The sequence below is a fragment of the Rhodococcus jostii NBRC 16295 genome, assembly GCF_001894825.1.
Classification (GTDB): Bacteria; Actinomycetota; Actinomycetes; order Mycobacteriales; family Mycobacteriaceae; genus Rhodococcus_F; species Rhodococcus_F jostii.
Genome location: NZ_BCWY01000029.1, coordinates 37382 through 60636, shown reverse-complemented (window position 1 = coordinate 60636; position 23255 = coordinate 37382). Strand labels below are relative to the sequence as shown.

The window sequence follows — 23255 nt, the reverse complement described above, 5'->3', positions numbered from 1 at the left end:
CCCTCACCCCCGGGCAGCTCACTCGACGGCGAGGCAGCGCTTGATCGCCAGCTGCGCATCCTCCGTCGCGGGGGCGTCGGCACCGGCCCACGCGATGTAGCCGTCGGGCCTGACCAGCAGGCTCTTGACGTCGTCGAGCCCGGTGGGAGCGAGGACGACGTGGCCGGTGTGGGCGCGAACCGGCAGGCCCTCCAGTGCGAGGGCCGAGTAGGTGCCTGCCCCGGTGGCGTCGATGAGGACGAGGGCATTCTCGCGCAGCATTTCCCCCATCCTCGTCGGACCGTTCCCGGTGACGAGATCCAGATCGGGGCAGCGGTGCCCGACCATCGGATGGTGGTGTGAATCGGTCGGATAGGGGAAGGACAGCCCGTTGAGTTCGAGTCCGATTCGGCGATTGACCTCCGGAATCGGTAACAGGTCGCGTTCGAACATTCGCTTGAACGCCACCCCCTCCGGTGTGAAGTCGAACTGGACCGAGCACTGTGCCGCGACACTGCGCAGCAGTGCCTCCGCGACCGGCCGGCGTTCGGTCTCATAGGTCGCCAGGAGTGCCGGTCCTGCGTGTCCGTTGATGACGGCGGCGAGCTTCCACCCGAGGTTGAATGCATCCTGGATGCAGAAGTTCATCCCGACGCCGCTCGCGGGGTAGTGGATGCGGGCAGATTCGCCGACGAGGAACACTCGGCCCTGCTGGAATCTGGTTGCGATTCTCAGGGAGTCGGTGAAGCGAGACGCCCACACCAATTCGTCGAACGGCAGGTCCTTCTCCAGAACATCGGTGAGGCATCGGCGAACTTCGTCGGCGGTCACCAGTTCCCCCGGAGCGGCATGCCTGCGTTCGGCGTGCACGATGTTGAACCGGGTGATCGACTCGTTCTCGCCGAACGGAAACGAGGTGATCCAGCCCTTGTCGTTGTCGATCATCCGCCGCGCTTCGGGCCACGGCCTTTCCATCCTCAGGTCTGCCACGATTCCGGTGAATGTCGGCCCGTGTCCCTCGAAACCGAGTCCGAGTTGGGACCGCACCGTACTGCGTCCGCCGTCGGCGCCGACCAGATAGTCGGCGGACAGGCTGACGGGTCCGTCCTCGGTCGCTGCGTTCACGGTCACCGTGTCGGAGTGCTGGACTACGGATTCGACAGTCACGCCGTGCTTGACGACGACTCCGAGTCGGAGTGCTTCCTCCAGTAGCAGGTCCTCGGTGTGGTTCTGCGGAAGAACCAGCCGAAACCCGAACCGCGATTCGAGATGCCGCCAGTCGACCGGTTGCATCCCGGCCCAGATGTGAACGGGTATCAGGGGGTTGGAGCGAATGGTCGCGGCCCGGTCGATGAATTTCTGCGCCAGGCCCCGGGAATCGAGTAGCTCCAGCACTCTCGGCAGAATGGTCCCGGCTCGTGACTGAACCGGCTGCGTTCGACGTTCGAGAACAACGACCTCGACCCCGGCCCGTGACAGTTCGGTCGCAACCGTCAGGCCCGACGGTCCACCACCGACGACAACTACGCGAGCGGTCATATCGAATCAATCTCCTTGTTGGATAACATGTTTGGAAGTAAGTGGCGGGGTGCAGAACGGGCCCAGGTGTTCGCGGAGGAAGGCGGCGACCTTGGCGATGGTGGCGTCCGTGTCGAACGCGGCGTCCTCGTGATTGGCACCCTCGAGAAGACTCAGGCGCGCCGTCCCGCCGAGGCGTCGCAGTTCACGAGCCATCCGTCGGCTCTGCTGCACGGACGTGATCGAGTCGCGTGTTCCGTGGAGGAGAAAGATCGGCACGCGGATGTGATGCGCCTTCGCGAACGGGCTGATGGTGGCCAGGTCACGATCGCTCAACGTCGATTCGTCGACCCCCAGCAGTCGAGCTCTCAGGTACCGAGACGAAGGCGGTGCGGGGACCCCCGGCGGCCATTCCTGTTCGAGGATCTCGCGCGGTATCCCGGAACCGGCGTCCGGGCGATCGTCGTCGCCCCGGGAGGTGAGGTCATAGCATCCGAAGAAGCCGACGGCGGCCCGCACGTTCGCGGCCGGACTCGGAAGGCGATGCTGCACGCGCGGAATGGTGGGAGTGGCGGCGGCCAGTAGCGCCAAGTGGGCGCCCGCCGACGCGCCCCAGAGGGCGAGACGATTCGAGTCGAGTCCGAAGGCTTGTCCAGGGCCTTTCAGCCACTCGATCGCGGCGCCCACATCGACGATCTGGGCAGGGAAGGGTGCCGCGGTGGAGGGACGGTAGTCGATGCTCGCGACAGCGAACCCGTGCCGAGCGAGTCGTTCCGCCCGCACGGCACGACTCTTGCGAGATCCGATCATCCAGCCGCCGCCGTGCAGGTAAAGCACGACAGCGGGGGCATCAACGCCGATCGGGAGAGACAAATCGAGTCGGAGGATGTGGCCGTCGAAGCGACCGAACTCGATGTCGGGGCAGGACTGGACCTCGCATCGGGCAGAGTTCCCCACCGGGGCTGTCACGTCGACGTCACCTCTTCGTCTGGTATCGGAGCCCACTACCACCGTGGGCCGTGGCTCAAGAGTGGCGAATCAGGGAATATTCGGGAACCCCCAGTCCCGTATGCGCGGCATCCATCAGACGAATAGCTTCGGTTCGGGATGTGATTCGGTGTCGACCGAGGAGTGCAGAGCCTGGTGCGGCATACTCTGTGTCTCATCATCGCGCCTACCCGGCCACTTTTCTGAAAGATGGTAATTCCATGCCAGATTCACGGATCAAGACCCTGGCGCCCGCCGAGCTGGACGCCGAGCAAAATGCGTTGTACGACAGCATCGTGACGGGCCCCCGCGCGGAGGGACCACAGCTGTTCGCCCTTCGGGACGGTGAAGGCCGGCTCAACGGGCCCTTCGGACTGATGCTGCACGTGCCCGGCCTCGGTTCGGCCCTGCAAGAGCTCGGAAGTGCGGTGCGGTATCGGACGGAGATGACGTCCCGGGTCAGAGAAATCGCGATCCTCACCGTCGCCGCCGCGACGGACAGCGAGTTCGAACGATATGCCCACGAACGGGTCGGACGCGCCGTCGGGCTGAGAGACGAAGAGATGGCGGCGCTTCGGCGCGGCGAGTTCCGCTCCGAGGATGCCACCGAACAGGCGGCGCACAACTTCTGCCGTCATCTTCTCGAGGGCACCACCACCCTCGAAGACGAGGACTTCCGTCGATTCGAAGCCGGCCTGGGTCAGCCGGCGCTACTCGAACTCGTGGTACTGGTCGGGTACTACAGGACCTTGTCTCAGATGATGCATGTCTTCGACGTCCGCGCGCCCACGGGTCTCGGCGACGCCTGAACTCGTGTAGTCCTCGGCGTAATCGGACATCGCGCGGTGGGGCACGGCGTGACGTCGGTCGTTCACGGCCGTGTGTTATCCAGGTCGGATGAGTTCGTCACCGAGCGACCCGCCCGTGGGAGCGACCCTGTCCGCGATCCGTGCCATTGCGCCGTCACTCGCGCCGAGTGAACGTCGCGTCGCCGAGGTCTGCGTCGCGCGCCCGAGCGAGGTTGCCTGGTGGTCCGCCGCCGACGTGGCCGAGAATGCGGGGACGTCGACGGCCACGGTGATCCGGGCCTGCCAGAATCTCGGTTTCAAGGGGTTCCAGCACCTGCGGATGCTTCTGCTGAGGGATCTGGGTGCCGCCGACACGGGTCCCTCGGGAGAACTCCCGGCCGAAAAGAGCGGTTCGGGGCTGGTGCGGGCGGTGTTCGCCGAACTGGCGACGGACCTCGCCGGCGCTCTCGCACCCCTCGACGAAGACGCATTCGAACGGGCGGTGTCGGCGCTCGCGACGGCGGAGCGGGTAGTCGTGGTGGGGAACGGCGGTTCTGGACCGTCGGCGGCTGCCGTGGCCGTCCGGTTCATTCTCAACGGCCGCCACGCCGAGGCACCGACCGATGCCGTGATCCAGCAATTGACTGCGGGGCGCCTCACCTCCCGCGACGTGTGCCTCGCGGTGAGCGACAGCGGGCTGAACACGGTCACCCTGCGGCCGGTGGAGGCCGCCCGCGCGGCGGGCGCCACGGTCATCGGCGTCACCAGCTACGCCCGATCGACGCTGGTGGAGAAATCCGATATCGGGCTCGTCATCGGTGGCGGCACGGGGCCGTGGGGTGGGCTGGGTGCGTCGGCCACCGTGGTGCAGATTGCGTTCCTCATCAGCCTGCAGATCGCCGTCTGCCGGGTGCGGGGTGGATCGGCGGAGGCGGCCGCGGCGACGTTCAAACAGATTGTGCCGCTGATCCATCCGTGAGGGCGTCCGGCTCCGGTAGTTGCGCGAAGCATCACCGATGATTGGACAGCCATTCGCTCGCCATTAACCTGAGCCTGGCTAACTACCGATGTAACGAAATTCCCGTCTCGCTGAGATTGGGTAACGTCATTTCATCGGGAGAGGCCAATGGGCAGGATTCGGATCGAGAATCTGAGTCGGAAGTTCGCAGATTTCACCGCGGTCGACAACATCGACCTCGACATCCGGGACGGCGACTTCCTCGTCCTCCTCGGGCCCAGCGGTTGCGGCAAGACCACGCTGCTGAGGATGCTCGCGGGCCTCCTCGAGCCGACCGGCGGCCGTATCCTGCTCGACGACGAAGACATCACCGCCGCCCCGTCCCGGCGCCGGGACGTCGCGATGGTCTTCCAGAGCTACGCGCTCTACCCACACCTCAGCGTCGCGAAGAACCTCGCGTTTCCATTGCGCGTGAAGAAGATGCGCAAGTCCGAGGCCGCCGAGCGTGTCGAGGCCGTCGCGCAGCAACTCGACATCGCTCACCTGCTGGGCAGAAAGCCGAAGGAGCTGTCCGGCGGCCAGCGGCAACGCGTCGCGGTCGGGCGCGCGATCGTGCGCAATCCGAAGGCGTTCCTGATGGACGAGCCGCTCTCCAATCTCGATGCCAAGCTCCGGACCGCGACGCGGCGCGAACTCACCGAACTCCATCGCAGGCTCGGAGCCACGTTCGTGTACGTCACCCACGATCAGGTCGAGGCGATGACGATGGCGACGCGGATCGCCCTGCTCGACAACGGCGCTCTCGAACAGGTCGGAACGCCCGAGGACGTCTACGACCGTCCGGCATCCGTGTTCGTCGCCGGTTTCCTCGGCAGTCCCGCGATGAATCTGCTCGACGCGCGGGTCCGCACGGTGCAGGGGACGGTCGTGGCGTCGGCCGAGGGAGTGACCGCGCCGCTGTGGCCGGGACAGACCGAGGGCCGCGACATCGTCCTGGGGATCCGGCCGGAACATCTCCGGGTGGTCGATCCCGCCGAGAAAGCGGGCGTGCGGCTGTCGGTGGACGTGACGTCGGTCGAGAACCTCGGCAGCGAGCAGGTCGCGTACTGCGAGGTCGGCGGTGCGACTGTCTGCGTCCGGGCGCCCCGGCCGATCGCGTTGCACGCCCACCGGTCCGCGGTCCTCACCGCGGATCCCGCCCACCTGCACCTCTTCGACCGCGCGACCGGACGCCGTCTGGAATGGGTCGACGTCCCCGAACTCGCCGACCTTCAACCCCCGATTCACTCCGAAACACTTTCCGCAACAGGAGCAGCGTGATGCGTAAATCGACACTCTCTGCCGTGCTGGCCGCGGCCGTGGCCGCCGCCACCCTGGCCGGCTGTGCCACGGGCGGCGCCGCACCCGGGGCTGCCGGCAGCGGCGAACCGGTGCCCGAACTCGACCCGAACCAGCAGGTCGACATCGTCTTCGAGTCGTACAACCTCCAGCAGGCGGGACTGTGGTCGGACACGATCAACGGCCTCGTCGCCGACTTCGAGGCCGAGCACCCGAACATCCACGTGAAGGCGCAGCCGCCGCAGGGCAGCGGCACCGCAGGGTCCGGAACGGCGAGTAGCGTGCAGACACAGATGCTCGCCGGCTCGCCGCCCGATGTGGCCCAATTGACCTTCGACACCCTCGATTTCGCCGTCAACGAACTCGGTGCCCAGTCGCTCGACGGACTGTTCGGCGCGGAGGCCGTGGACGCGACGTTCGGCGGCGAGCACCCGTTCCACCCGCGGGCCGCGACGCTCGGCGACTGGAACGGCGAGACGTTCGGCATCCCGTACGTGTTCTCCACACCCACCCTCTTCTACAACGCGACGGCACTCGCGAAGGCCGGCCTGCCGGCCGACGCGGACCTGTCGACGTGGCCGAAGGTCGCGGCCGCCGCGAAGGCGGTGACTGCGGCGACGGGCAAGCCGGCGCTGTCCGTGTCGTGCTCGGTGAAGGGCGGAAACTGGTGCATGCAGGCGCTGTTCCGGTCGGCCGGCGGCGACGTGCTGTCGCAGGACCGCACGACCATCGAATTCGGTGAGCCCGAGGCGGTATCGGCGGTGACCACGTTGCGGCAGATGTACGACGACGGCGTCCTCGCCAATCTCGACTCGACCACCCAGTACGAAAGTTTCGCGAAGGGTGACGTGGCGATCCAGTTGCAGACGTCGGCGCTGCAGGGGATGTTCATGAAGTCGGCGGCCACCGGCGGCTGGGACCTGCGGGCCGCACCGATGCCCGCCTTCGACGGCCACGACGCCGTGCCCACCAATTCCGGGTCGGCGTTGTTCACGTTCTCGCAGGATCCGGCGAAGCAGCGCGCGTCGTGGGAGTTCATCACGTTCATGACGAGCGATCACGCGTACACCGAGATCTCCAGCAAGATCGGCTACCTGCCGCTGCGCCCGTCACTCACGCAGGACCCGGCGTCGCTGAAGGAATGGGCCGACAACAATCCGCTGCTGGCGCCCAACCTCGGACAACTCGACAAGCTCGAGGCGTGGAAGTCCTACCCCGGCAACAGCTACGTGCAGGCCGACGACATTCTCGAACAGGCGGTGGAGGACTCGGTGTACTACGGCAAGGACCCGGCCACCACCATGCAGGCGGCGCAGCAGCGCGTCCAAGACCTCATCCGGTAACCACCTTCCGAACGGAACGAGACACCGAAACATGACCAGCACTCTGCCGGCGCCGAGCAATCATCGGCGCCTGAATCTGACCGGCACGTACAACTTTCGCGATCTCGGCGGCTTTTCCACGGACGCGGGAACGACCAAGTGGAACAAGCTGTTCCGGTCGGACGCCTTGCACAAGCTCGACCAGCCGGCGCGCGACCTCCTCCGCGAGCGGAAACTCGCACTCGTCATCGACCTCCGCGAACAGCAGGAACTGGACGACAGCCCGAACGCTCTCGACGGTGTCGGACATCGGGTGGAGCACCTGCCGGTGTACGAGGGGGAGATCGACCTCGACGGCGCGAACTTCGACCTCGCCGTCGTCTACCGCGAGATGGTCGGGAACTACGGACATCGCTTGACCCGCGCAGTCCGTGCCATCGCCGGCTCGGGCGACGACCCCACCGTCGTGCACTGCACCGCAGGCAAGGACCGCACCGGTCTGGTCGTCGCATTGACCCTTGCGGCGGTGGGTGTCGATCAGCGCGACATCGTGGCCGACTACGCAATGTCCGAGGTTCTGCTGGCCGGTGAGTGGGCGCTCGCGATGGCCGACAAGATGCGCGCCCGCGGCCTTCCCGACGGCGTGGACGTCGACCACCTGGTCGGCGCCAGCCCGTCCGCGCTGATGCGCACGACTCTCGACTCGATCACCACCACCCACGGAGGCGTCCGCGGCTACCTCCGGGCCCACGGCATGACCGAGGGCGAATTCGACGACCTGCGTCGCGCACTCGTCGCCTGACATCCACATCCACAGGAGAAACATTCATGTCCCAGTACGGCGAACCGGATCACTACATCCTGCACGTCAGCGACACCCACTTCGTCACCGACGGTGACCTGCTCCACGACTGCGTCGACAGCGACGCCAACCTCACCCGTCTCTTCGACCGACTCGAGAAGGCCGGCAGGCGGCCCGAGGCCATCGTGTTCACCGGCGACCTCGCCGACATGGGCGAGCCCGAGGCATACGTGCGTCTGCGCCGGATCGTCGAGCCTGCCGCGGAGCGACTCGGCGCGAAGGTGATCTGGGTGATGGGCAACCACGACGCCCGGCCTGCCTTTCGGAGCGGTCTGCTGGACGCCGAACCCACCGAGGAGTCGGTCGACGCGGTCGTCGATGTCAACGGACTGCGGATCATCGTGCTGGACAGCACGGTTCCAGGATTCCATCACGGGCTGATCAGCGAAGAGCAGCTCGCCTGGCTGACCGACGTCCTGGCCGAGCCCGCACCGCACGGCACCCTGCTCGCCCTGCACCACCCGCCGGTGCCGGGCCTGCTCGACGCCATCGAGTCGGTCGAGTTGAAGGAACAGCACCGGCTCGAGGCGGTGCTCGCGGGCACCGACGTTCGCGGAATCCTCGCGGGCCACCTGCACTACTCCACGACGTGCACGTTCGCGGGCATCCCGGTGTCGGTCGCCTCGGCCACCTGCTACACGCAGGATCTGCTCGTCGACGCGGGCAGCATCCGTGGCCAGGACGGCGCCCAGGGTTTCAACATGGTGCACGTCTACCGCGACCGCGTGCTGCACACGGTGGTCCCGCTCGACGTGTCCCCGGCGGTGTACGAGATGACTGCGGACGACATTCGGCAGTCGATCGAACAGCTCACGGCGCCCGGCGTCTGATGTTCGTCGAAGTTCCGCCCACGTCGTCCGCCGGAAGCGCCGAGACGACGACGCGACCGTCACCGGTTGCACGGGTAGGACGCGGTCTTGCGCCGTACCTGTACCTGCTGCCTGCCGTCGTGTTGCTCGTCGTGTGGATCTACAAGCCGCTGGGGGAGACCGTCGGGCTGTCGTTCTACCAGTGGAACATGGTGCCCACCAGCCCGAAAGTTCCCGTGGGAATGGACAACTACGTCCGGGTTCTGTCGCTGCCCGAACTCCACCAGGCGCTGCGGAACACGATCGTGTACGTGCTCGCGTTCATGGTGTTCTCGCTGCTGCTGCCGATGGTCGTCGCGTTGCTGTCGAACCGGGTCGCGGGACGATGGAAGACGCTCTACCAGGCGCTGATCTTCGTTCCGTTTCTCATCACCCCGGTGGCGGGCAGCGCGATCTGGCGGTGGTTGTTCAATCCCGAGGGCGGCACGATTCCCCGGGTGGCCGCGACCCTCGGATTCGAACTGGGCAACGTGTTCCGTGAACCCGGCCTGGCGATGCTCGGGGTCGTGCTCATCGTCGGATGGCAGATGCTCGGCTTCGGTGTGCTCGTCATCTCAGCCGGACTGGCCGGAATCAATCCCGACTACGCATCGGCTGCGGCACTCGACGGCGCATCGCAATCGACGATCACCCGCAGGATCACGCTGCCGCTGCTGTCGCCGACGCTCGTGTTCCTCGGCCTCATGACGATCCTGCTGGGCGCGCAGTGGGCCTACCCGATCATCGACATCGTCACCCAGGGCGGCCCCAGCGGCGCCTCCACCAACATCTACTACCTGCTGTACGAGTTCGGATTCCAGAATTTCGACGCCGGGCTGTCGGCTGCGGCCGGGACCCTGTTCTTCCTGGGCTTCGGGCTGATCGCCGTCGTGTTCGTCCGTGTGTCGGACCGGCTGAGCTTCTACGACAACTAGGACACCCCATGGCATTTGCACTCGTCGAGGCGCCGACCCGCACGGCCGCCACAGTCCCGGCCCGCGATCCCGGCGACGCCCCGGTCGCCACCCGTTCCGTCGGACGGGTGGCGACGGGACACGTGGTGCTCGCCGCGGTCACCGTCTTCAGCATCTTCCCGGTGTACTGGATGTTCGCCACCGCGTTCCGCCGTCCCGAGGACTCCCTGTCGGTCAGCCCCGTGCCGTCCCCGTTCAGTCTCGACAACTTCCGCTACGTGTGGGAGACCATTCCGATGGCGTCGATGCTGGTCAACACGTTCGTCATGGCGCTGGCGATGTCGGTGAGCCAGCTCCTCGTCGCGATCCTGGCCGCCTACGCGTTCGCACGGTGGACCTTCTTCGGGAAGCAGGTCCTGTTCCTGCTGTTCGTGGGATCCTGGCTGGTGCCGTTCCAGGTCACCATGATCCCGAACTATCTCCTCATCTCACAGATGGGCCTGCTCGATACCGTTGCCGGGATCGTGATCCCGAACCTGTGTTCGGCGTTCGGCGTCCTGCTCATGCGCCAGCACATGGAGGCCTTCCCCCGGGAGTTGCTGGACGCGTCGCAGATCGACGGCCAGAACTCGTGGTCCACGCTGTGGAAGGTGGTGCTGCCCAACATGCGGCCGGCGCTCGCGGCACTGGGCATCATGTTGTTCATCTCGGCGTGGAACGAGTACCTGTGGCCTTCGCTGATCATGCGGCAGTCGAACGCGGTCGTCCAGATCGGAATTCGCGGCTTCCTCGGTGCGGAGGGCAACAACTGGGGCGCGGTGATGGCGGCGTCCGGTCTCGCCTGCCTGCCCATCTTCCTGATCTACCTGTTCCTCCAGCGCTACGTGCGTGACGCATTCGTCCGCTCGGGCCTCAAATAGTGCACGGCCAAACATAATTCGAAGGAGTTTCGATGAAGATCGTCCAGATCAGTGATACACACCTGACCGCCCGCGGCGGGCGCACGCAGGAGAACTTCGATCGCATCGTCGACTACGTGAACGATCAGGTCCGTCCCGACCTGATCGTCCACTCCGGTGACATCGTCATCATCCATCCCGACGACGCCGACGACCGTGCGCACGCCCGTGAACTGATGCAGCGGTTCACCGCTCCCGTGGTCGTCGTGCCCGGCAACCACGACGTCGGGGAACCGGGGGAGACGCCGTGGAAGGGGATCGGTGTCAGCGACGAGCGGGTCGCGGCATTCGAGGCGGTGTGGGGCCCCGATCACTGGCGGCGCGACGTCGACGGGTGGACCGTCCTCGGCCTGAACAGCGAACTGTTCGGGTCGGGACTCGACCGGGAGGCCGCGCAGTGGCAGTGGATCGAACGGTCCGTGGCCGAACTGAGCGGCCGGCCGGTGATCGTGTTCCTCCACAAGCCGATCTGGAGCGCACTGGACGAGCCGGTCGGGCATGCCGTCGACATCGGAGAGTCGAGGACGCGTCTGCTCGCTCTGCTCGACCAGGTGTCCCTCGCGGCCGTGGGCAGCGGACACCTGCACTGCTACCGCCAGACGTGGCGAGGTGACGCCGTCGAGGTCTGGGCGCCAGCTACCGGCTTCGTCGGGGACGTCGACGACGCCGTACCGGGAACGCTGCAGCAACTCGGGGTCGTCGAGTACCACTGCGAGGACAACCGGGTCCGGGCGTACTACCGGTCCGTCCCGGGGCTCGACGATGTCACCGCCACCTCCGTGCCCGAGGTGACCGGGGCGATTGCCGACCTCGACGCCGGCGCGGTGAGCTGAGGTCGCGGCCGCACGTGCCCGACGTGTCCTCTATGGTTAGGCTACCCAAAGCCTGAGAGGACCGGATATGACTCCGACGTTGAGCCGACGTGCCATGCTGTCGATCAGTTTCGCGACACTTGCCGGGATAGCCGTGGCCGGCTGCAGCGACGACGGCTCCGGCAGCGACGTCGGTGACGCTGCTGCCGGCCACGCCGAACCGGCTGCCTTCCCGGTCACGATCGATCACAAATTCGGTTCGACCACCGTCACTCAGGCCCCGACGCGCATCGCGGCGGTGGGCATCGGAGACGCCGACGTGCTCCTCTCCCTCGGGCTGACGCCGGTGCTGGTGCCGGTGTGGAAGGGCTCGACCGACGACGGCATCGGGGTGTGGGCGGATCCGAGCGTGCACGGTGCCGATCCCGTCGCCCTTGCCGACGCCACCACAAAGTTCGTCGTCGAAACCGTCGCCGCGGCCGACCCCGACCTGATCATCGCGGTCAACAATGCGATCGACGAGAGCACGTACCAGCAGCTCAGCGCGATCGCGCCGACCTTGTTGCACGCCGCCGACCAGACGGACTGGGTACTGCCGTGGCAGGAGGTCACCACCCGGATCGGTACGGCGGTCGGACTTCCCGCGCAGGCGAAGCAGGAAGTGCAGGGCATCGAGAGCCTCATCGCGCGGACCCGGGACGAGAACCCGCAGTTCGCCGGAAAGACGGCGGCGCTGGTCATTCGGTGGAGCGACGGGAATCTGCGCGCGTTCAGCCCCTCCGCCGCCCGGGCGCAACTGTTGACCCAGCTGGGTTTCGAGACGCCTCCGGCGTTGAAGGACCGATTCGAGAACAAGCTCAACGTCGAGATCTCGGCTGAGAACTACGATCTGCTCGAGTGCGACTACCTGCTGTTCGACAACTACGAGAAGGCTCGCGGCGAGATGGAGTCCCAGCCCGCCTTCACAAACCTGAACGTCGTCCGAAGCGGTGGTGTGATCAGCCTGGACCCGATCGTCAGCGACGCGGTGTCGATGCCGAATCCGCTCACGATTCCGTTCGTCCTCGAGGAGTTCGTCGCCAAGATCAACGAGACCGCGGTCGCACGACGATGATTCGAGTCGGGGCCGTAGGGATAGCCGCTGTCGCGGCGTTCGCGCTGGTGCTCAGTGGGTGTTCGAGCACCCAGGACACCGCATCGTCGACGATCACTACCGTCGTACCGCCGGCGGCCACCGGCGACTTCGTGGCCCCGAGGACAGTTCCGGAGGGCATGGGCAGCGGAAAGCCGGACGGCGAATTCCCGCGGACCGTGGCCCACTTCCAGGGCGAGACCACCCTCGACGCCGAGCCGGAGAAGGTGGTGGTGATCTCCACCGGCCAGGCGGACGCGTTGCTCTCCCTCGGTGTCGTCCCGGCCGGATCGACGAGAGGCGATGGCGCCGAACTGATCCCACCCTACCTCCTCGCCGCGTACCCGCAGTACCGCTCCGGTCTCGACAGCGTGGTCGACGCCGGCGGGCGCTTCACCCCCAATTACGAGGCGATCGCGAACCTTGCCCCCGACCTCATCCTGATGAACACCGCAGGCAAGGACGCCGACACGCTGTACGCGCAACTGTCGGCCATCGCGCCGACGGTCGCGACACAGGGGACCGGGGTGTACTGGAAGCAGGACTTCCTCCTCGCCGCCGACGCGCTCGGACGGACGGAGCAGGCGCAGTCTCTGCTCGACACGTTCCATGCCGATGCGGCGGCGGTCGGGACGTCACTCGGAGCGGCGCCCACCGTGTCGTTCACCCGCCAGAACGGAAACCGCCTGCGCATCTTCGGAGTTCCGTCGTTCACGGGAAGCATCGCGGAAGACGCGGGACTCGCGCGCCCGGCCTCCCAGCAGTTCGGCGAGACGTCCCGGGACATCAGCGAGGAGGAATTGACCGTCGCCGACGCCGAGTGGATCTTCTACGGCGTCCAGGGCGGGGACGCGTCGACGCTCACGAAGGCGCCACTCTGGCCGGAGCTTCAGGCGGTGCGGGCGGGTCGGGCGATCCCCGTCGACGACGACGTGTTCTATCTCAACACCGGACCCACCGCCGCCAGGCAGGTTCTGACCGTCCTCGGGGAGACCGTGCAGCAGAAGTGATCCCGCCCCCGGATAGGGTGGCGACTGTGCTGCGTGCCCGACCGCTGAGTTCTCTTGCTCGTTCGCTCCGTCTGGCACGCGTCCTCCCCGCGCCCGTTCGTCTGATCCTTCTGTCGATGGTCCTGTTCAATGTGGGCTTCTACCTGGTGGTGCCTTTTCTCGCGGTTCACATGTCGGAGGATCTGGGCTTGGCGAGCTGGGCGGTCGGGCTCGTCCTGGGGCTGCGTACCTTCAGCCAGCAGGGCCTGTTCTTTCTCGGCGGCAGTCTCGCCGACCGATTCGGCGTGCGGCCGTTGGTCCTGCTGGGGATCGCACTGCGGGTCGTCGGTTTCCTCGTGCTCGGGGTGGCGGCGACGTTCGAGGGGATGATCGTCGGGGTTCTCCTGGTCGGGCTGGCGGCCGCCCTGTTCGCGCCCGCCGTCGAAGCGGCGGATGCGGCGTACGGCCGGCAGCTGGAGGAGGACGGGGTGCTCCGCCGCACCGAGTTGTTTGCGCTCGAGCAGATGTGCAGTCGGCTCGGAACGGTCGTCGGTCCGGCTCTCGGCGCGGTGCTCCTGGTGGTGCCGTTCGTGTGGACGGCGGTCGCGGCGGCAGTGCTGTTCACCGGGCTGTGGGTCGCGTTCGCGATCTGGCTTCCCGCGGATGTGTCCACGTCGTACCAGCCTTCGGACGCGTCCCCGTCCGGCAGTCTGCAGCATGTGTGGCGGACGGTTCTGAAGAATCGGGGCTTCCTCGTCTTCGCCGCGCTCTGCGGTGCCCAATTGGCTGCGTACAACCAGCTGTACCTGATGCTGCCCGAGCAGCTCGAGCGGGGAGTCGGATCGCAAGCGGCGCTGGGCTGGTTCTTCACGGGAGCCGCGCTCCTCGTGATCTTCGGGCAGTCCCCGATGGTGGCGGTCGCGAACCGGTTGGGCCACCGCGCCGCCACTGTCGCCGGAATGGCGGTGGTGGCCGCATCGTTCCTGGCACCGGTGCTGCCCGCGCTGTGCGCGCCGGGGTCCGCGGTGGCGCAACTGTCGGGGTTGATCGTGTGGGTCGCTCTACTGCACCTGGGACAGATGCTGATGGTGCCGCCGATGCGGGACACCATCGCGATCCTGGCGGGCGAACGTAACCTCGGCGCCCACTTCGGGATGCTCAACACGCTCGGCGGCGTGCTGACGCTCCTGGTCGCGCTGGGTGTCGGGAGGATCTACGACCTCGTCGACGAGGGTGCGGCCGGTCTCGTGAGGCCGTGGTGGGTTCTCGCCGCGACCGTGGCCGCCGCGGCGACCGGTCTGTGGTGGTGGACCGGCCGAACCAGCATGATTCGCCGTCCCACCGTGAACTGATCCCGCAGCTGCCGGTCGGCGGAACCTGGAACACTGAGCCGGGTGAGTACGTCGTTGGCGAATCCCGGTGTCGGGCTGGCTGTGCTGTGCACGGTCATGGTCGTGTGCGCGGCGGTGATCTACCGCATCACCCGTCTCGGCAGCCCACTCGTCGTGCCGAGCGCGGCGATTCGGGGCGCTGTCCAACTCGCGGCAGTGTCACTGATCCTGGCTGCCGCACTCGCGCACCTGTGGTCGTCGATCCTCGTCCTGGTCGTCATGTTCGCGGCGGCCGTGGCGACGTCGGCCCGGCGCGCGCGAGCCGGATGGTCCGCCGGGTGGCTGGCATTGTCCCTCGGCGCGGGAGTGGGCTTGGTCCTGCCGATGATGCTGCTGAGCCGGGTGGTTCCCCTCGAAGGGGTCGCCCTCGTCCCCATCGGCGGCATCGTGCTCGGCGGCGCGATGACCGCGACGTCCCTTGCCGCGAAACGCGGACTCGACGCGGTCGAGCAGCGGTGGGGCGAGGTAGAGGCGGGGCTGAGCCTCGGTCTCACCGTGCGCGACGCCCGCATGGAGGTGGTGCGGTCCGCCGCCGCGGATGCGTTGCTGCCCGGGCTCGATCAGACCCGGACCGTCGGGTTGGTCACCCTGCCGGGTGCGTTCGTCGGGGTGCTGCTGGCCAGCGGGTCCGCCGTCCAGGCCGGCGCCGTCCAGATCCTCGTCCTCGTCGGGTTGCTGCTGGCCCAGACGTGCGCCGTGGCCGTGACCGTCGAACTGGTGGGCCGGGAAGCCGTCCACCGTCCGCGACACCCCGCCGTGTGAACGTGAAGGATCCTGGTCTGGCCCGAACGCCGGTCAAGCCCGTCATCGGTCCCGCATACTGATCGGTGTCGGTCCCTGCTGACGAGGCGGTGTTCTGTGGTGCATCCCGAGGTATTGGTGGTCGGAGCTGGTCCCGTGGGTCTGACGGCGGCGATCGAATTGCGCAGGCAAGGCGTCTCCTGCCGCATCATCGATCCGCTGCTCGAACCGCCGCAGTACGCGAAGGCGGTGGGGATCCAGCCGCGCAGCCTCGAGGTCTTCGAGAGCCTCGGCGTGCTGCGGCACGTCCTGGACGCGTCGATCCAGATGCGCGGGCAGATCGTGTACGTCAACGGTGACGAGGTCGCCCGTCTGGAATTGGCGGTGCCGGCCGACATTCCGTTCGGATTCATCGGGCTGCCCCAGTACGCGACCGAACGCATCCTCACCGAACACCTGGCCACGTTCGGCACGACGATCGAACGTGGCACGAGTTTGACGGCATTCGAACAGGACGACGACGGGGTGACCGCCACGCTGGCCGGCGCGGGTGGCGACGACACCGTCCGCATCCAGTACCTTCTCGGCTGCGACGGCGCGCACAGCGTGGTCCGGAAGGGTCTCGGACTCACGTTCGAGGGCGGGGCGTTCACCGAGCAGTACATGCTCGGTGACGTCGAGGTCGACTGGTCGATGCCCCGCGGCTGGGGAATCCGGTCGATGCATCAGACGGACGGCGAGACCGACGATCTGCTCGTGTGCATTCCGCTGCCCGGGCATCGGCGATATCGGATGTCGATGCTGGTGCCCGACGACCTCGCCGGCGCCGGCGCCCCCGCCACCGACAAGATCGAGCACGGGTTCGGAGCGGGACCGAAACCCGAATTGAGCCACATCCAGGCGGTGATCGACCGACTGTCGCCCCAGCCGACGCGGGCGTCGAACCTCCGCTGGGCCTCCGTGTTTCGCATCAGCCACCGCATCGTCGACTCCTACGGGCGCGGACGTGTGTTCGTCGCGGGCGACGCCGCACACATTCACCCGCCGACCGGTGCGCAGGGCATGAACACCGGCATCCAGGACGCGCACAACCTCGCGTGGAAGGTCGCGCTCGCCGTGTCCGGTGCCGCGGCCCCCGACCTGATGGACAGTTACGACGCCGAACGGCGGCCGGTCGGGGAGGAGGTGGTGGGACGCACGGTGCGCAGCGCGCGGGAGGGAATCGGGGCGGGGTCGTCGGATCCGGACTTCGTGATCCGCCGCGAGGCGCAGCTTCTCATCCGCTACTCGGACAGTCCGATCGTCGCGGCCCCGGCCTCGACTGCGGTGGTCGAGCCCGGTGGCCGGGCGCCGGACGCCCGCGGGCTGACCCGTGCCGTGGTCAGCTCACCTATCAGGCTGTTCACGCTGCTCGCGGGCCCGAACCACACGTTGCTGCTCTACGCCGACGATTCGGTCGATTCGCGCGGACTGGAACTGCTGGAGGCGGTGGCGAAGTCGGCGGACGCCGCGACCCACGGACTCGTCGACACCTACCTCGTCGCCTCGCCCGGCGCAGAGGTCGGGGAAACGATCCTTCCCCTCGTCCGGGACCGCGACGGCGAGTTCGCGAATGCGTACGGCGCCGAGGGGTCCGCGGCGTTCGTCGTCCGCCCTGACGGCTATCTGGGGTTCCGTCAGGGTCCCGTCGCCGTCGACGGGCTCACGGAGTACCTGAAGTCGACTTTCCGCTGATCTCGGCGGTGGGCGGGAGCCCGCGCCGGATGTCACCCGGTGCAGGCTTGCTGAGGGGTGCCCCGGCACGGGTGGCCGAATCCAGCAGCCACGGCACGCTCGTGACCATCACACCGGACGTGAACAGCAACCTGCCCTTGAGACGCAGCGCATTCTGATTGTGCAGCAGGTGTTCCCACCAGTGACCCACCACGTACTCGGGGATGAAGATGGTGACCACCCCGTCCGGGATCCGTTTCCGGACCGACTTCACGTACCCCACGATGGGGGTGGTGACTTCACGGTAGGGCGATTCGAGGACTTTCAGCGGCACCGGAACCTCGTACTTCTCCCAGTCCCGCTTCAGTTTTCCGGTTTTGTCGCCGAGCACGGTGACGGCCTCGAGCGTCGTCGGATGGGTGGCGCGGGCGTAGGCGAGGGCCCGCGCGGTGGGCTTGTTGAGCACCGACACCAGCACGATGGTGTGCACCTGGGAGGGCAGGGTGAAGCTGTCCTCGTCGACGATGAGGAGCGCCGCGATCCGGTCGTAGTGCCGCCGCACCCCGCGCATCAGGAAGAACAGGATCGGCATCGCGATGACCACCAGGTAGGCGCCCTGGGTGAACTTCGTGATCGTGACGATGATCAGGACCGTGCCGGTGAGTATGGCTCCGGCGCCGTTGAGTACCCGTCGAGCGCGAATCTTGTGGCGCTCCCGGCCGTCGGATTCGGTTGCCAGCACCTGATTCCAGTGCCGGACCATGCCCGCCTGGCTGAGTGTGAAGGACGTGAACACCCCGAGGATGTACAGCTGGATGAGGTGGGTGACGGACGCGTCGAACAGCACGATCAGCCCGCCCGCCGTCACGGCGAGGAGCACGATGCCATTGCTGAACGCCAGCCGGTCGCCGCGAGTGTTGAGCTGGACGGGAAGGTAGCGGTCGCGGCCGAGCACCGAGGCGAGCAGCGGGAATCCGTTGTAGGCGGTGTTCGCGGCGAGTACGAGGATCAGGACGGTCGCGGCCTGGATGTAGAAGAAGCCGATGTTGGTGGTGCCACCGAACACGGCCGCCGCGATCTGGGCGATGACGGTGCGCTGCGGGTCGGTCTCGCAGTTCCCGGCGAACCCGATCAGATCGCACGGGTTCACCGCGACGTGCACCTTGCTGACGATCGCGAGGGCCGTGATCCCGGCGAACATCACGATCGCCGTCGCCGCCATCGCCATGAGTGTCTTCGCGGCGTTGGCGCTCTTGGGTTTACGGAACGCCGGCACCCCGTTGGAGATCGCCTCGACACCCGTCAGTGCGGTACATCCGGACGAGAACGCGCGCAGCGCGAAGAACACGAGGGCCAGTCCGGTCAGCCCGGACAGTTCCGGTTCGATGGTGTACCCGGCACTTTCGGCGACGGGTGTGGATCCGGCCGCGACGCGGACGAATCCGGTGACGATGAGGATCATGACGCCGGCGATGAACCCGTACGTCGGGAACGCGAACGCCGTCCCGGATTCGCGGATCCCACGCAGGTTCATCACGGTCAGCAGCACGACGAACGCCACGGCCAGCGCCACCCGATGCGTGTTCAGGGCGGGCACGGCGGAGATCAGGTTGTCGACGCCCGCCGAGACCGACACGGCCACCGTCATGACGTAATCGATGAGCAGTGCCGACGCCACCGTCAGGCCGGCGGACGGTCCGAGGTTCTTGGTGGCCACCTCGTACGAGCCGCCGCCGCTGGGATAGGCGAACACCACCTGGCGGTACGACAACGCGACCACGGCGAGGAGGACCACCACCCCGACCGCCAGATACGGCGTCAGGTAGAAGTACGCGAGCCCACCCAGCGACAGGATCAGCAGGATCTCCTGCGTCGCGTACGCCACGGACGACAGGGGGTCGGAGGCGAAGATCGGGAGAGCGAGGCGCTTGGTCAGCAACTGCTCCCCGAGGTCGTCGCTGCGCAGGGGGCGTCCCAGAGCCAGCCGCCGGACCGCTCGCACGAGAGCCACCACACGTTCAGCGTAGAACCGTGGCGGGGCGGCGGCGCGGCTTTCCCGATGTCCGGCCGCGCCGCACCCCGCCGGGGCCTACACGTAGGCCGGTCGGCGCGTGGCGCCGGGACCTCGAGTGCGCTGCCGCTCGAGAACCTCGGCCCTGGCCTCGTCGTCGGTGGCGAGGTCGACGATCGCCGCGGCCAGGGCGTAGGCCCCGTCGACGATGGCGTCGTCGGCACCGGGCGTGACCGCATCCGCCGCGAACGCGGCCGTGTGCGGCGCGGCCGTCGAACCCATCACCCCGATCAAGGGATGGATCGCCGGGACGGCCTGGGAGACGTTGCCCATGTCGGTCGATCCGCCGCCGAGTGCGCTGCCGCCCCGGGGCTGCACCACCCGGCCGCGATGCTCGAGTGCGGCGTCGAAACGGTCTGCCAGGAACGGGTGCTGGACGAGGGGTTCGTAGATCGGGTCGACCGGGGTGACCGTGTAGGAGCATCCCGTCGCCGTCGCGGCGCCGTCGACGCAGGCGAGCACCTTCTTCTTCAGTTCAGCGGTCTCCGCGAGATCGAACGACCGCACCTCCGCCTCCACGACCGCGGAGGCCGGGATGATGTTCGAGACGTCGCCACCGGACAGGGTGACGGCGCTGACGCGCACTGTGTCGCGCAGATGCTGCCGCAGCAGTCCCACCGACACCTGCATGATCGTCGCCGCGTCGCCCGCGTTGATCCCCACGGTCGGTGCGGCGGCCGCGTGCGACGCCCGCCCGCTGAACTCGACGCGGAACCGGTCGCGGGACTGCGACGTGCTGCCCGCGGTGGGCACGACCACGCCGGGGCCGGGATGAACCATCACCGACACCGTCGCGTCCTCCCAGGCCCCGGCCTCGAGCATGTGCGCCTTGCCCGCACCCTTCTCCTCGGCGGGGGTCCCGAGAAGCTTCACCCGCATGCCGAGTTCGTCCGCCACCCGGGACAGCGCGATCGCCGCTCCGGCACCGGCGGTCGCGATGATGTTGTGGCCGCACGCGTGCCCGATGCCGGGCAGGGCGTCGTACTCGGCGCACACCACGACCGTCAGTTCACCGCTGCCGTACACGGCTTCCAGGGCGGTGTCCTGCCCCCACACACCCACCTCCACCGCGAACCCGGCGTCGCGGAGCAGGTCCGCGACGAGTGCCGCCGAACGATGTTCCTCGAACGCGAGTTCCGGGTGGGCGTGCAGATCGTGGCTCGCGGCGACGAGCCGGTCACGCCACTCGAGGACGGTGTCCTCGACGCGTCGCTTCAGCTCCTCCGCCGCCGCGTGCGGGCCGCCGGGGGCATCGATGCCTGCGGTCATTGCAGTGTCGGTCATGAACTTTCCTTCTCTCCGGGGACTCTGACTACGCTTCGGCGGGCGCGGCCGCAGGGACGGTGGGTGCGTCGCGGTCGGGCGCCGGGCCGCGGGTCACCACTGCGAGGCCGGCGACGGCGAGCGAGAGGAGCCCGCAGATCACCCACACGGCTTGGTAACCCGCCTCACTCGTGATCACGGACCCGCTGTCGAGCGTCGCCGTGAACCCGGACATCACCGCCGTGAAGCTGGCGCCGGCGATGGCACCGGCCACCGTACGGGCACTGTTGTACAGGCCCGACGCGATCCCGACCGAGTCCCGCGGCGCCCGCGCCACCACCACGTTGGGGAGGGCGGCGATGATGATGCCGTTACCGAGACCGGACACCACGAGCCACGCGAGAACGCTGACGGTGTCCGAGTGCAGCACCGTGAGCAGGGCGTAGCCCAGTGCGGCGGTGACGGCGCCGACGATGACGGCCGTGACGTCGCCGACCCGTGCGCCGAGTAGCGGTCCGACGAACGTGCCGGCGAACGCCGCGATCGACGCGAACACGAGGACCAGCCCGATCATCGACGACGTCAGGCCGAGCCCGAAGCCGGCCGCCGCCGGGTCGGTGCCCACGAAGAGGGCGATCGGGGTCTGGCTGCCGAACAATTGTGCTCCGAACAGCGCCGCAAGCAGGATCGGTAGTCCGACGCCTGCGCGGCCGGAGAGCATCGCGAAATCGACCAGCGGTGAGGCCACGCGCCGCTCGACCACCACCCACAGGGCGAGCAGCGCGCCGCCGAGCAGGAGCCCGCCCAGCACCGGCCCCGACGACCACCCGAACCTGTTTCCCGTGCTGATCGCGAACAACGCAAACGCCAGTCCCGCACCGAGCAGGATCGCGCCGGCCCAGTCGAGGCGGCCGGTCGTGCGGGCCGTCGTTTCCGGTACGAAGAAGATCACCACCACGAGCGCGAGCTTCATGAGCATCGCCGGAACGAGAAGCAGCACAGTGAGACTCAGGAACGACGCGAGGATCCCGGACAGGACGACGCCCACGCTGGCGCCGAGCGTGAGCCCGCCGACCAGCAATCCGATCGCCTTCCCCGACTGCTCCCCGGCGCGCTCACGCACGATCGCGAACTCGAGCGGCAGGAACGCGGCGAGTGCGCCGGTGATTGCCCGGCCCAGGATGAAGATGCCGTAGGTCGGGGCCAGCGCCGACACGATGCTGCCGATGGTGACCATCGCCGTCGCGACGACGAGCATCCTCTTGTGCCCGTACTGGTCTCCCATCTTCGCGAGTAGCGGGACGAGAACCGCGGTCGCGAGCAGATAACTCGTCTGCACCCAGTTCAGGTCGGCGGGACCGACCGAGTACTTCTCACCGATCGCAGAGAGGACCGGGCTGAACCACGCCTGGAGGAATCCGCTGGACAGTTCCATGGCGAAGAGGAATCCGACGAAACCGGCCGCGACGCCGAGGCGCTTGTCCGGACCGGCGCCGATGTGGGGTGCTCCCATGTGTGACTCCCAGGTGGTGGGTCGCCCTGACGTGGCGACATGACAATATGAGCGAAACGACCGAATCGATGCGTCCGAGTGTCGGGTGAGTGAGTTTCTGCGGTGTAAATGCGCAGATTTTGTACCTGAGGAGCCACCGATATGCAGGAGAAGACGCCCACGGAGGATGAACTTCGACTTATTCACGCACTGCAGGTATGGCCGCGGGCCCCGTGGTCGCAACTCGGGCCGATCCTCGACGCCGACCCCGTCACTCTTGCGCGGCGGTGGTCCGGACTGACCGAACGGGGCATGGCCTGGGTGACCGCCCAGCCGCCGATGTTCGAGACCGCCCGCGGCGCGATCGTCGAGGTCGAATGCGTCGCAGGATCGATCGACACCGTGATCACCGAGCTGTCCCAGGACAGCGAGTGCATGTCCATCGACGTCGCTTCGGGCGGTCGCGACCTGATCCTCACCGTCGGCTGCCACAACCCGGCCGCATTCAACCGGTATGTCGTCTCCCGGATCGCGAGCATCCCCGACGTCCGCACCGTCCGCACGCACCCGATCGTCACCACGATCTCCGGCGCCTCGCAGTGGCGTCTCCGCGCCCTCGACGCCGACGAGGCGAGTGCGATCGACGCCGCCCGGCACCGCGACGCCGCTCGACTCTCCGCGATGTTCGCTCGTCCGCCCGCCGCCGAGCGCGACATCGTGTCGATCCTGTCCCGCGACGGTCGCGCGACCACACGGGCGGTCGCGGAGGCGCTGGGAACCTCCACGCGGCGTGCGCGCGAACGGCTGAGCGAGACACTCGCGTCCGGGGCATTCGAACTCCGCACGGACATGCCGCGGTGGGCCTCGGGTTATCCGGTCTGCGCGTGGTACTTCCTCCGGGTCTCCGCCGCACAGATGGCCCGGGTCGGCGCCAACCTCAGTGGGCTGCCTGCGGTGCGGACGGTGTTGTCGGTCGCCGGGCCCGCCAATCTGCTCGTATCGGTGTGGTTGCGTGAGCTGTCCGACGTCGAGGGGCTCGAGGCCGTCGTCGAGCAGAAACTACCCGCGGTCAGCATCCTCGACCGATGCCTGGTGCTCGGCGTCCGGAAGCGCATGGGCCGGGTGTTCGACGAGGACGAACTGCCCATGCATGTCGTGCCGTGGTCAGGGACGTAGGC

The 23255-nt window shown here is 67.6% G+C and carries 20 protein-coding genes; 15 read left to right on the top strand and 5 right to left on the bottom strand.

What is annotated here, in order from left to right; genetic code table 11:
• Positions 1-18 precede the first annotated feature (18 nt).
• Both RJ1_RS19765 and RJ1_RS19760 read right to left on the bottom strand, forming a co-directional pair.
• Positions 19-1518: an FAD-dependent oxidoreductase gene (locus RJ1_RS19765; RefSeq protein WP_073362958.1), complete on the bottom strand. Its 1500-nt coding sequence runs from the start codon at positions 1516-1518 to the stop codon at positions 19-21.
• A 6-nt stretch (positions 1519-1524) separates the two neighbouring features.
• Positions 1525-2466 (bottom strand): alpha/beta hydrolase, encoded by a 942-nt coding sequence (locus RJ1_RS19760; RefSeq protein WP_073362955.1) that lies wholly within the window; start codon positions 2464-2466, stop codon positions 1525-1527.
• Positions 2467-2705: 239 nt separating this feature from the next.
• Here RJ1_RS19760 and RJ1_RS19755 point away from each other — a divergent pair, with 239 nt between their 5' ends.
• The 14 genes from RJ1_RS19755 to RJ1_RS19690 all read left to right on the top strand — a co-directional run bounded on the left by RJ1_RS19755 (position 2706) and on the right by RJ1_RS19690 (position 17272).
• Positions 2706-3293 (top strand): carboxymuconolactone decarboxylase family protein, encoded by a 588-nt coding sequence (locus RJ1_RS19755; RefSeq protein WP_073362952.1) that lies wholly within the window; start codon positions 2706-2708, stop codon positions 3291-3293.
• 88 nt (positions 3294-3381) lie between these two features.
• Positions 3382-4251: a MurR/RpiR family transcriptional regulator gene (locus RJ1_RS19750; protein ID WP_073362950.1), complete on the top strand. Its 870-nt coding sequence runs from the start codon at positions 3382-3384 to the stop codon at positions 4249-4251.
• A 147-nt stretch (positions 4252-4398) separates the two neighbouring features.
• Positions 4399-5550 carry an ABC transporter ATP-binding protein gene (locus tag RJ1_RS19745; protein WP_073362948.1) on the top strand — a complete coding sequence of 384 codons (1152 nt, stop codon included), beginning with the start codon at positions 4399-4401 and terminating at the stop codon, positions 5548-5550.
• Positions 5550-6911 carry an extracellular solute-binding protein gene (locus RJ1_RS19740; RefSeq protein ID WP_073362945.1) on the top strand — a complete coding sequence of 454 codons (1362 nt, stop codon included), beginning with the start codon at positions 5550-5552 and terminating at the stop codon, positions 6909-6911. Before RJ1_RS19745 ends, RJ1_RS19740 begins: the two co-directional genes overlap by 1 nt.
• A 31-nt stretch (positions 6912-6942) precedes the next feature.
• Positions 6943-7692, top strand: coding sequence for a tyrosine-protein phosphatase (locus RJ1_RS19735; RefSeq protein ID WP_073362943.1), 750 nt, complete (start codon positions 6943-6945; stop codon positions 7690-7692).
• A 26-nt stretch (positions 7693-7718) separates the two neighbouring features.
• A complete protein-coding gene (locus RJ1_RS19730; protein ID WP_073362940.1) occupies positions 7719-8582 on the top strand; it encodes a phosphodiesterase in 864 nt (287 codons plus the stop codon).
• Positions 8582-9535: a carbohydrate ABC transporter permease gene (locus RJ1_RS19725; protein ID WP_073362937.1), complete on the top strand. Its 954-nt coding sequence runs from the start codon at positions 8582-8584 to the stop codon at positions 9533-9535. The genes RJ1_RS19730 and RJ1_RS19725 overlap by 1 nt, the downstream gene beginning before the upstream one ends.
• Before the next feature lie 8 nt (positions 9536-9543).
• Complete coding sequence (locus RJ1_RS19720; RefSeq protein ID WP_073362935.1) at positions 9544-10434, top strand: carbohydrate ABC transporter permease; 891 nt, start codon at positions 9544-9546, stop codon at positions 10432-10434.
• A 32-nt stretch (positions 10435-10466) separates the two neighbouring features.
• Positions 10467-11306: a metallophosphoesterase family protein gene (locus RJ1_RS19715; RefSeq protein ID WP_073362933.1), complete on the top strand. Its 840-nt coding sequence runs from the start codon at positions 10467-10469 to the stop codon at positions 11304-11306.
• 67 nt (positions 11307-11373) lie between these two features.
• Entirely contained in the window at positions 11374-12399 is a 1026-nt protein-coding gene (locus RJ1_RS19710; RefSeq protein ID WP_073362932.1) for an ABC transporter substrate-binding protein, read from the top strand.
• Positions 12396-13427 (top strand): ABC transporter substrate-binding protein, encoded by a 1032-nt coding sequence (locus RJ1_RS19705; RefSeq protein ID WP_073362931.1) that lies wholly within the window; start codon positions 12396-12398, stop codon positions 13425-13427. The genes RJ1_RS19710 and RJ1_RS19705 overlap by 4 nt, the downstream gene beginning before the upstream one ends.
• A 17-nt stretch (positions 13428-13444) precedes the next feature.
• A complete protein-coding gene (locus RJ1_RS19700; RefSeq protein ID WP_338049567.1) occupies positions 13445-14758 on the top strand; it encodes an MFS transporter in 1314 nt (437 codons plus the stop codon).
• 42 nt (positions 14759-14800) lie between these two features.
• Positions 14801-15559, top strand: coding sequence for an ABC transporter permease (locus tag RJ1_RS19695; protein WP_073362930.1), 759 nt, complete (start codon positions 14801-14803; stop codon positions 15557-15559).
• A gap of 96 nt (positions 15560-15655) precedes the next feature.
• The gene (locus RJ1_RS19690; protein WP_073362929.1) at positions 15656-17272 is read left to right on the top strand and encodes an FAD-dependent monooxygenase; all 1617 of its coding nucleotides are present in this window, start codon (positions 15656-15658) and stop codon (positions 17270-17272) included.
• On the opposite strand, the gene RJ1_RS19685 is transcribed toward RJ1_RS19690, so the two are convergent.
• The 3 genes from RJ1_RS19685 to RJ1_RS19675 form a co-directional block, all read right to left on the bottom strand.
• Entirely contained in the window at positions 17241-19265 is a 2025-nt protein-coding gene (locus RJ1_RS19685) for an APC family permease (protein WP_073362927.1), read from the bottom strand. The genes RJ1_RS19690 and RJ1_RS19685 overlap by 32 nt on opposite strands.
• Before the next feature lie 75 nt (positions 19266-19340).
• A complete protein-coding gene (locus tag RJ1_RS19680; RefSeq protein WP_083400503.1) occupies positions 19341-20606 on the bottom strand; it encodes an amidohydrolase in 1266 nt (421 codons plus the stop codon).
• Between the two features lie 28 nt (positions 20607-20634).
• The gene (locus RJ1_RS19675) at positions 20635-22098 is read right to left on the bottom strand and encodes an MFS transporter (RefSeq protein WP_073362924.1); all 1464 of its coding nucleotides are present in this window, start codon (positions 22096-22098) and stop codon (positions 20635-20637) included.
• 141 nt (positions 22099-22239) lie between these two features.
• Here RJ1_RS19675 and RJ1_RS19670 point away from each other — a divergent pair, with 141 nt between their 5' ends.
• Positions 22240-23253, top strand: coding sequence for an Lrp/AsnC family transcriptional regulator (locus RJ1_RS19670; RefSeq protein ID WP_073362922.1), 1014 nt, complete (start codon positions 22240-22242; stop codon positions 23251-23253).
• The last annotated feature ends 2 nt before the right edge of the window (positions 23254-23255 follow it).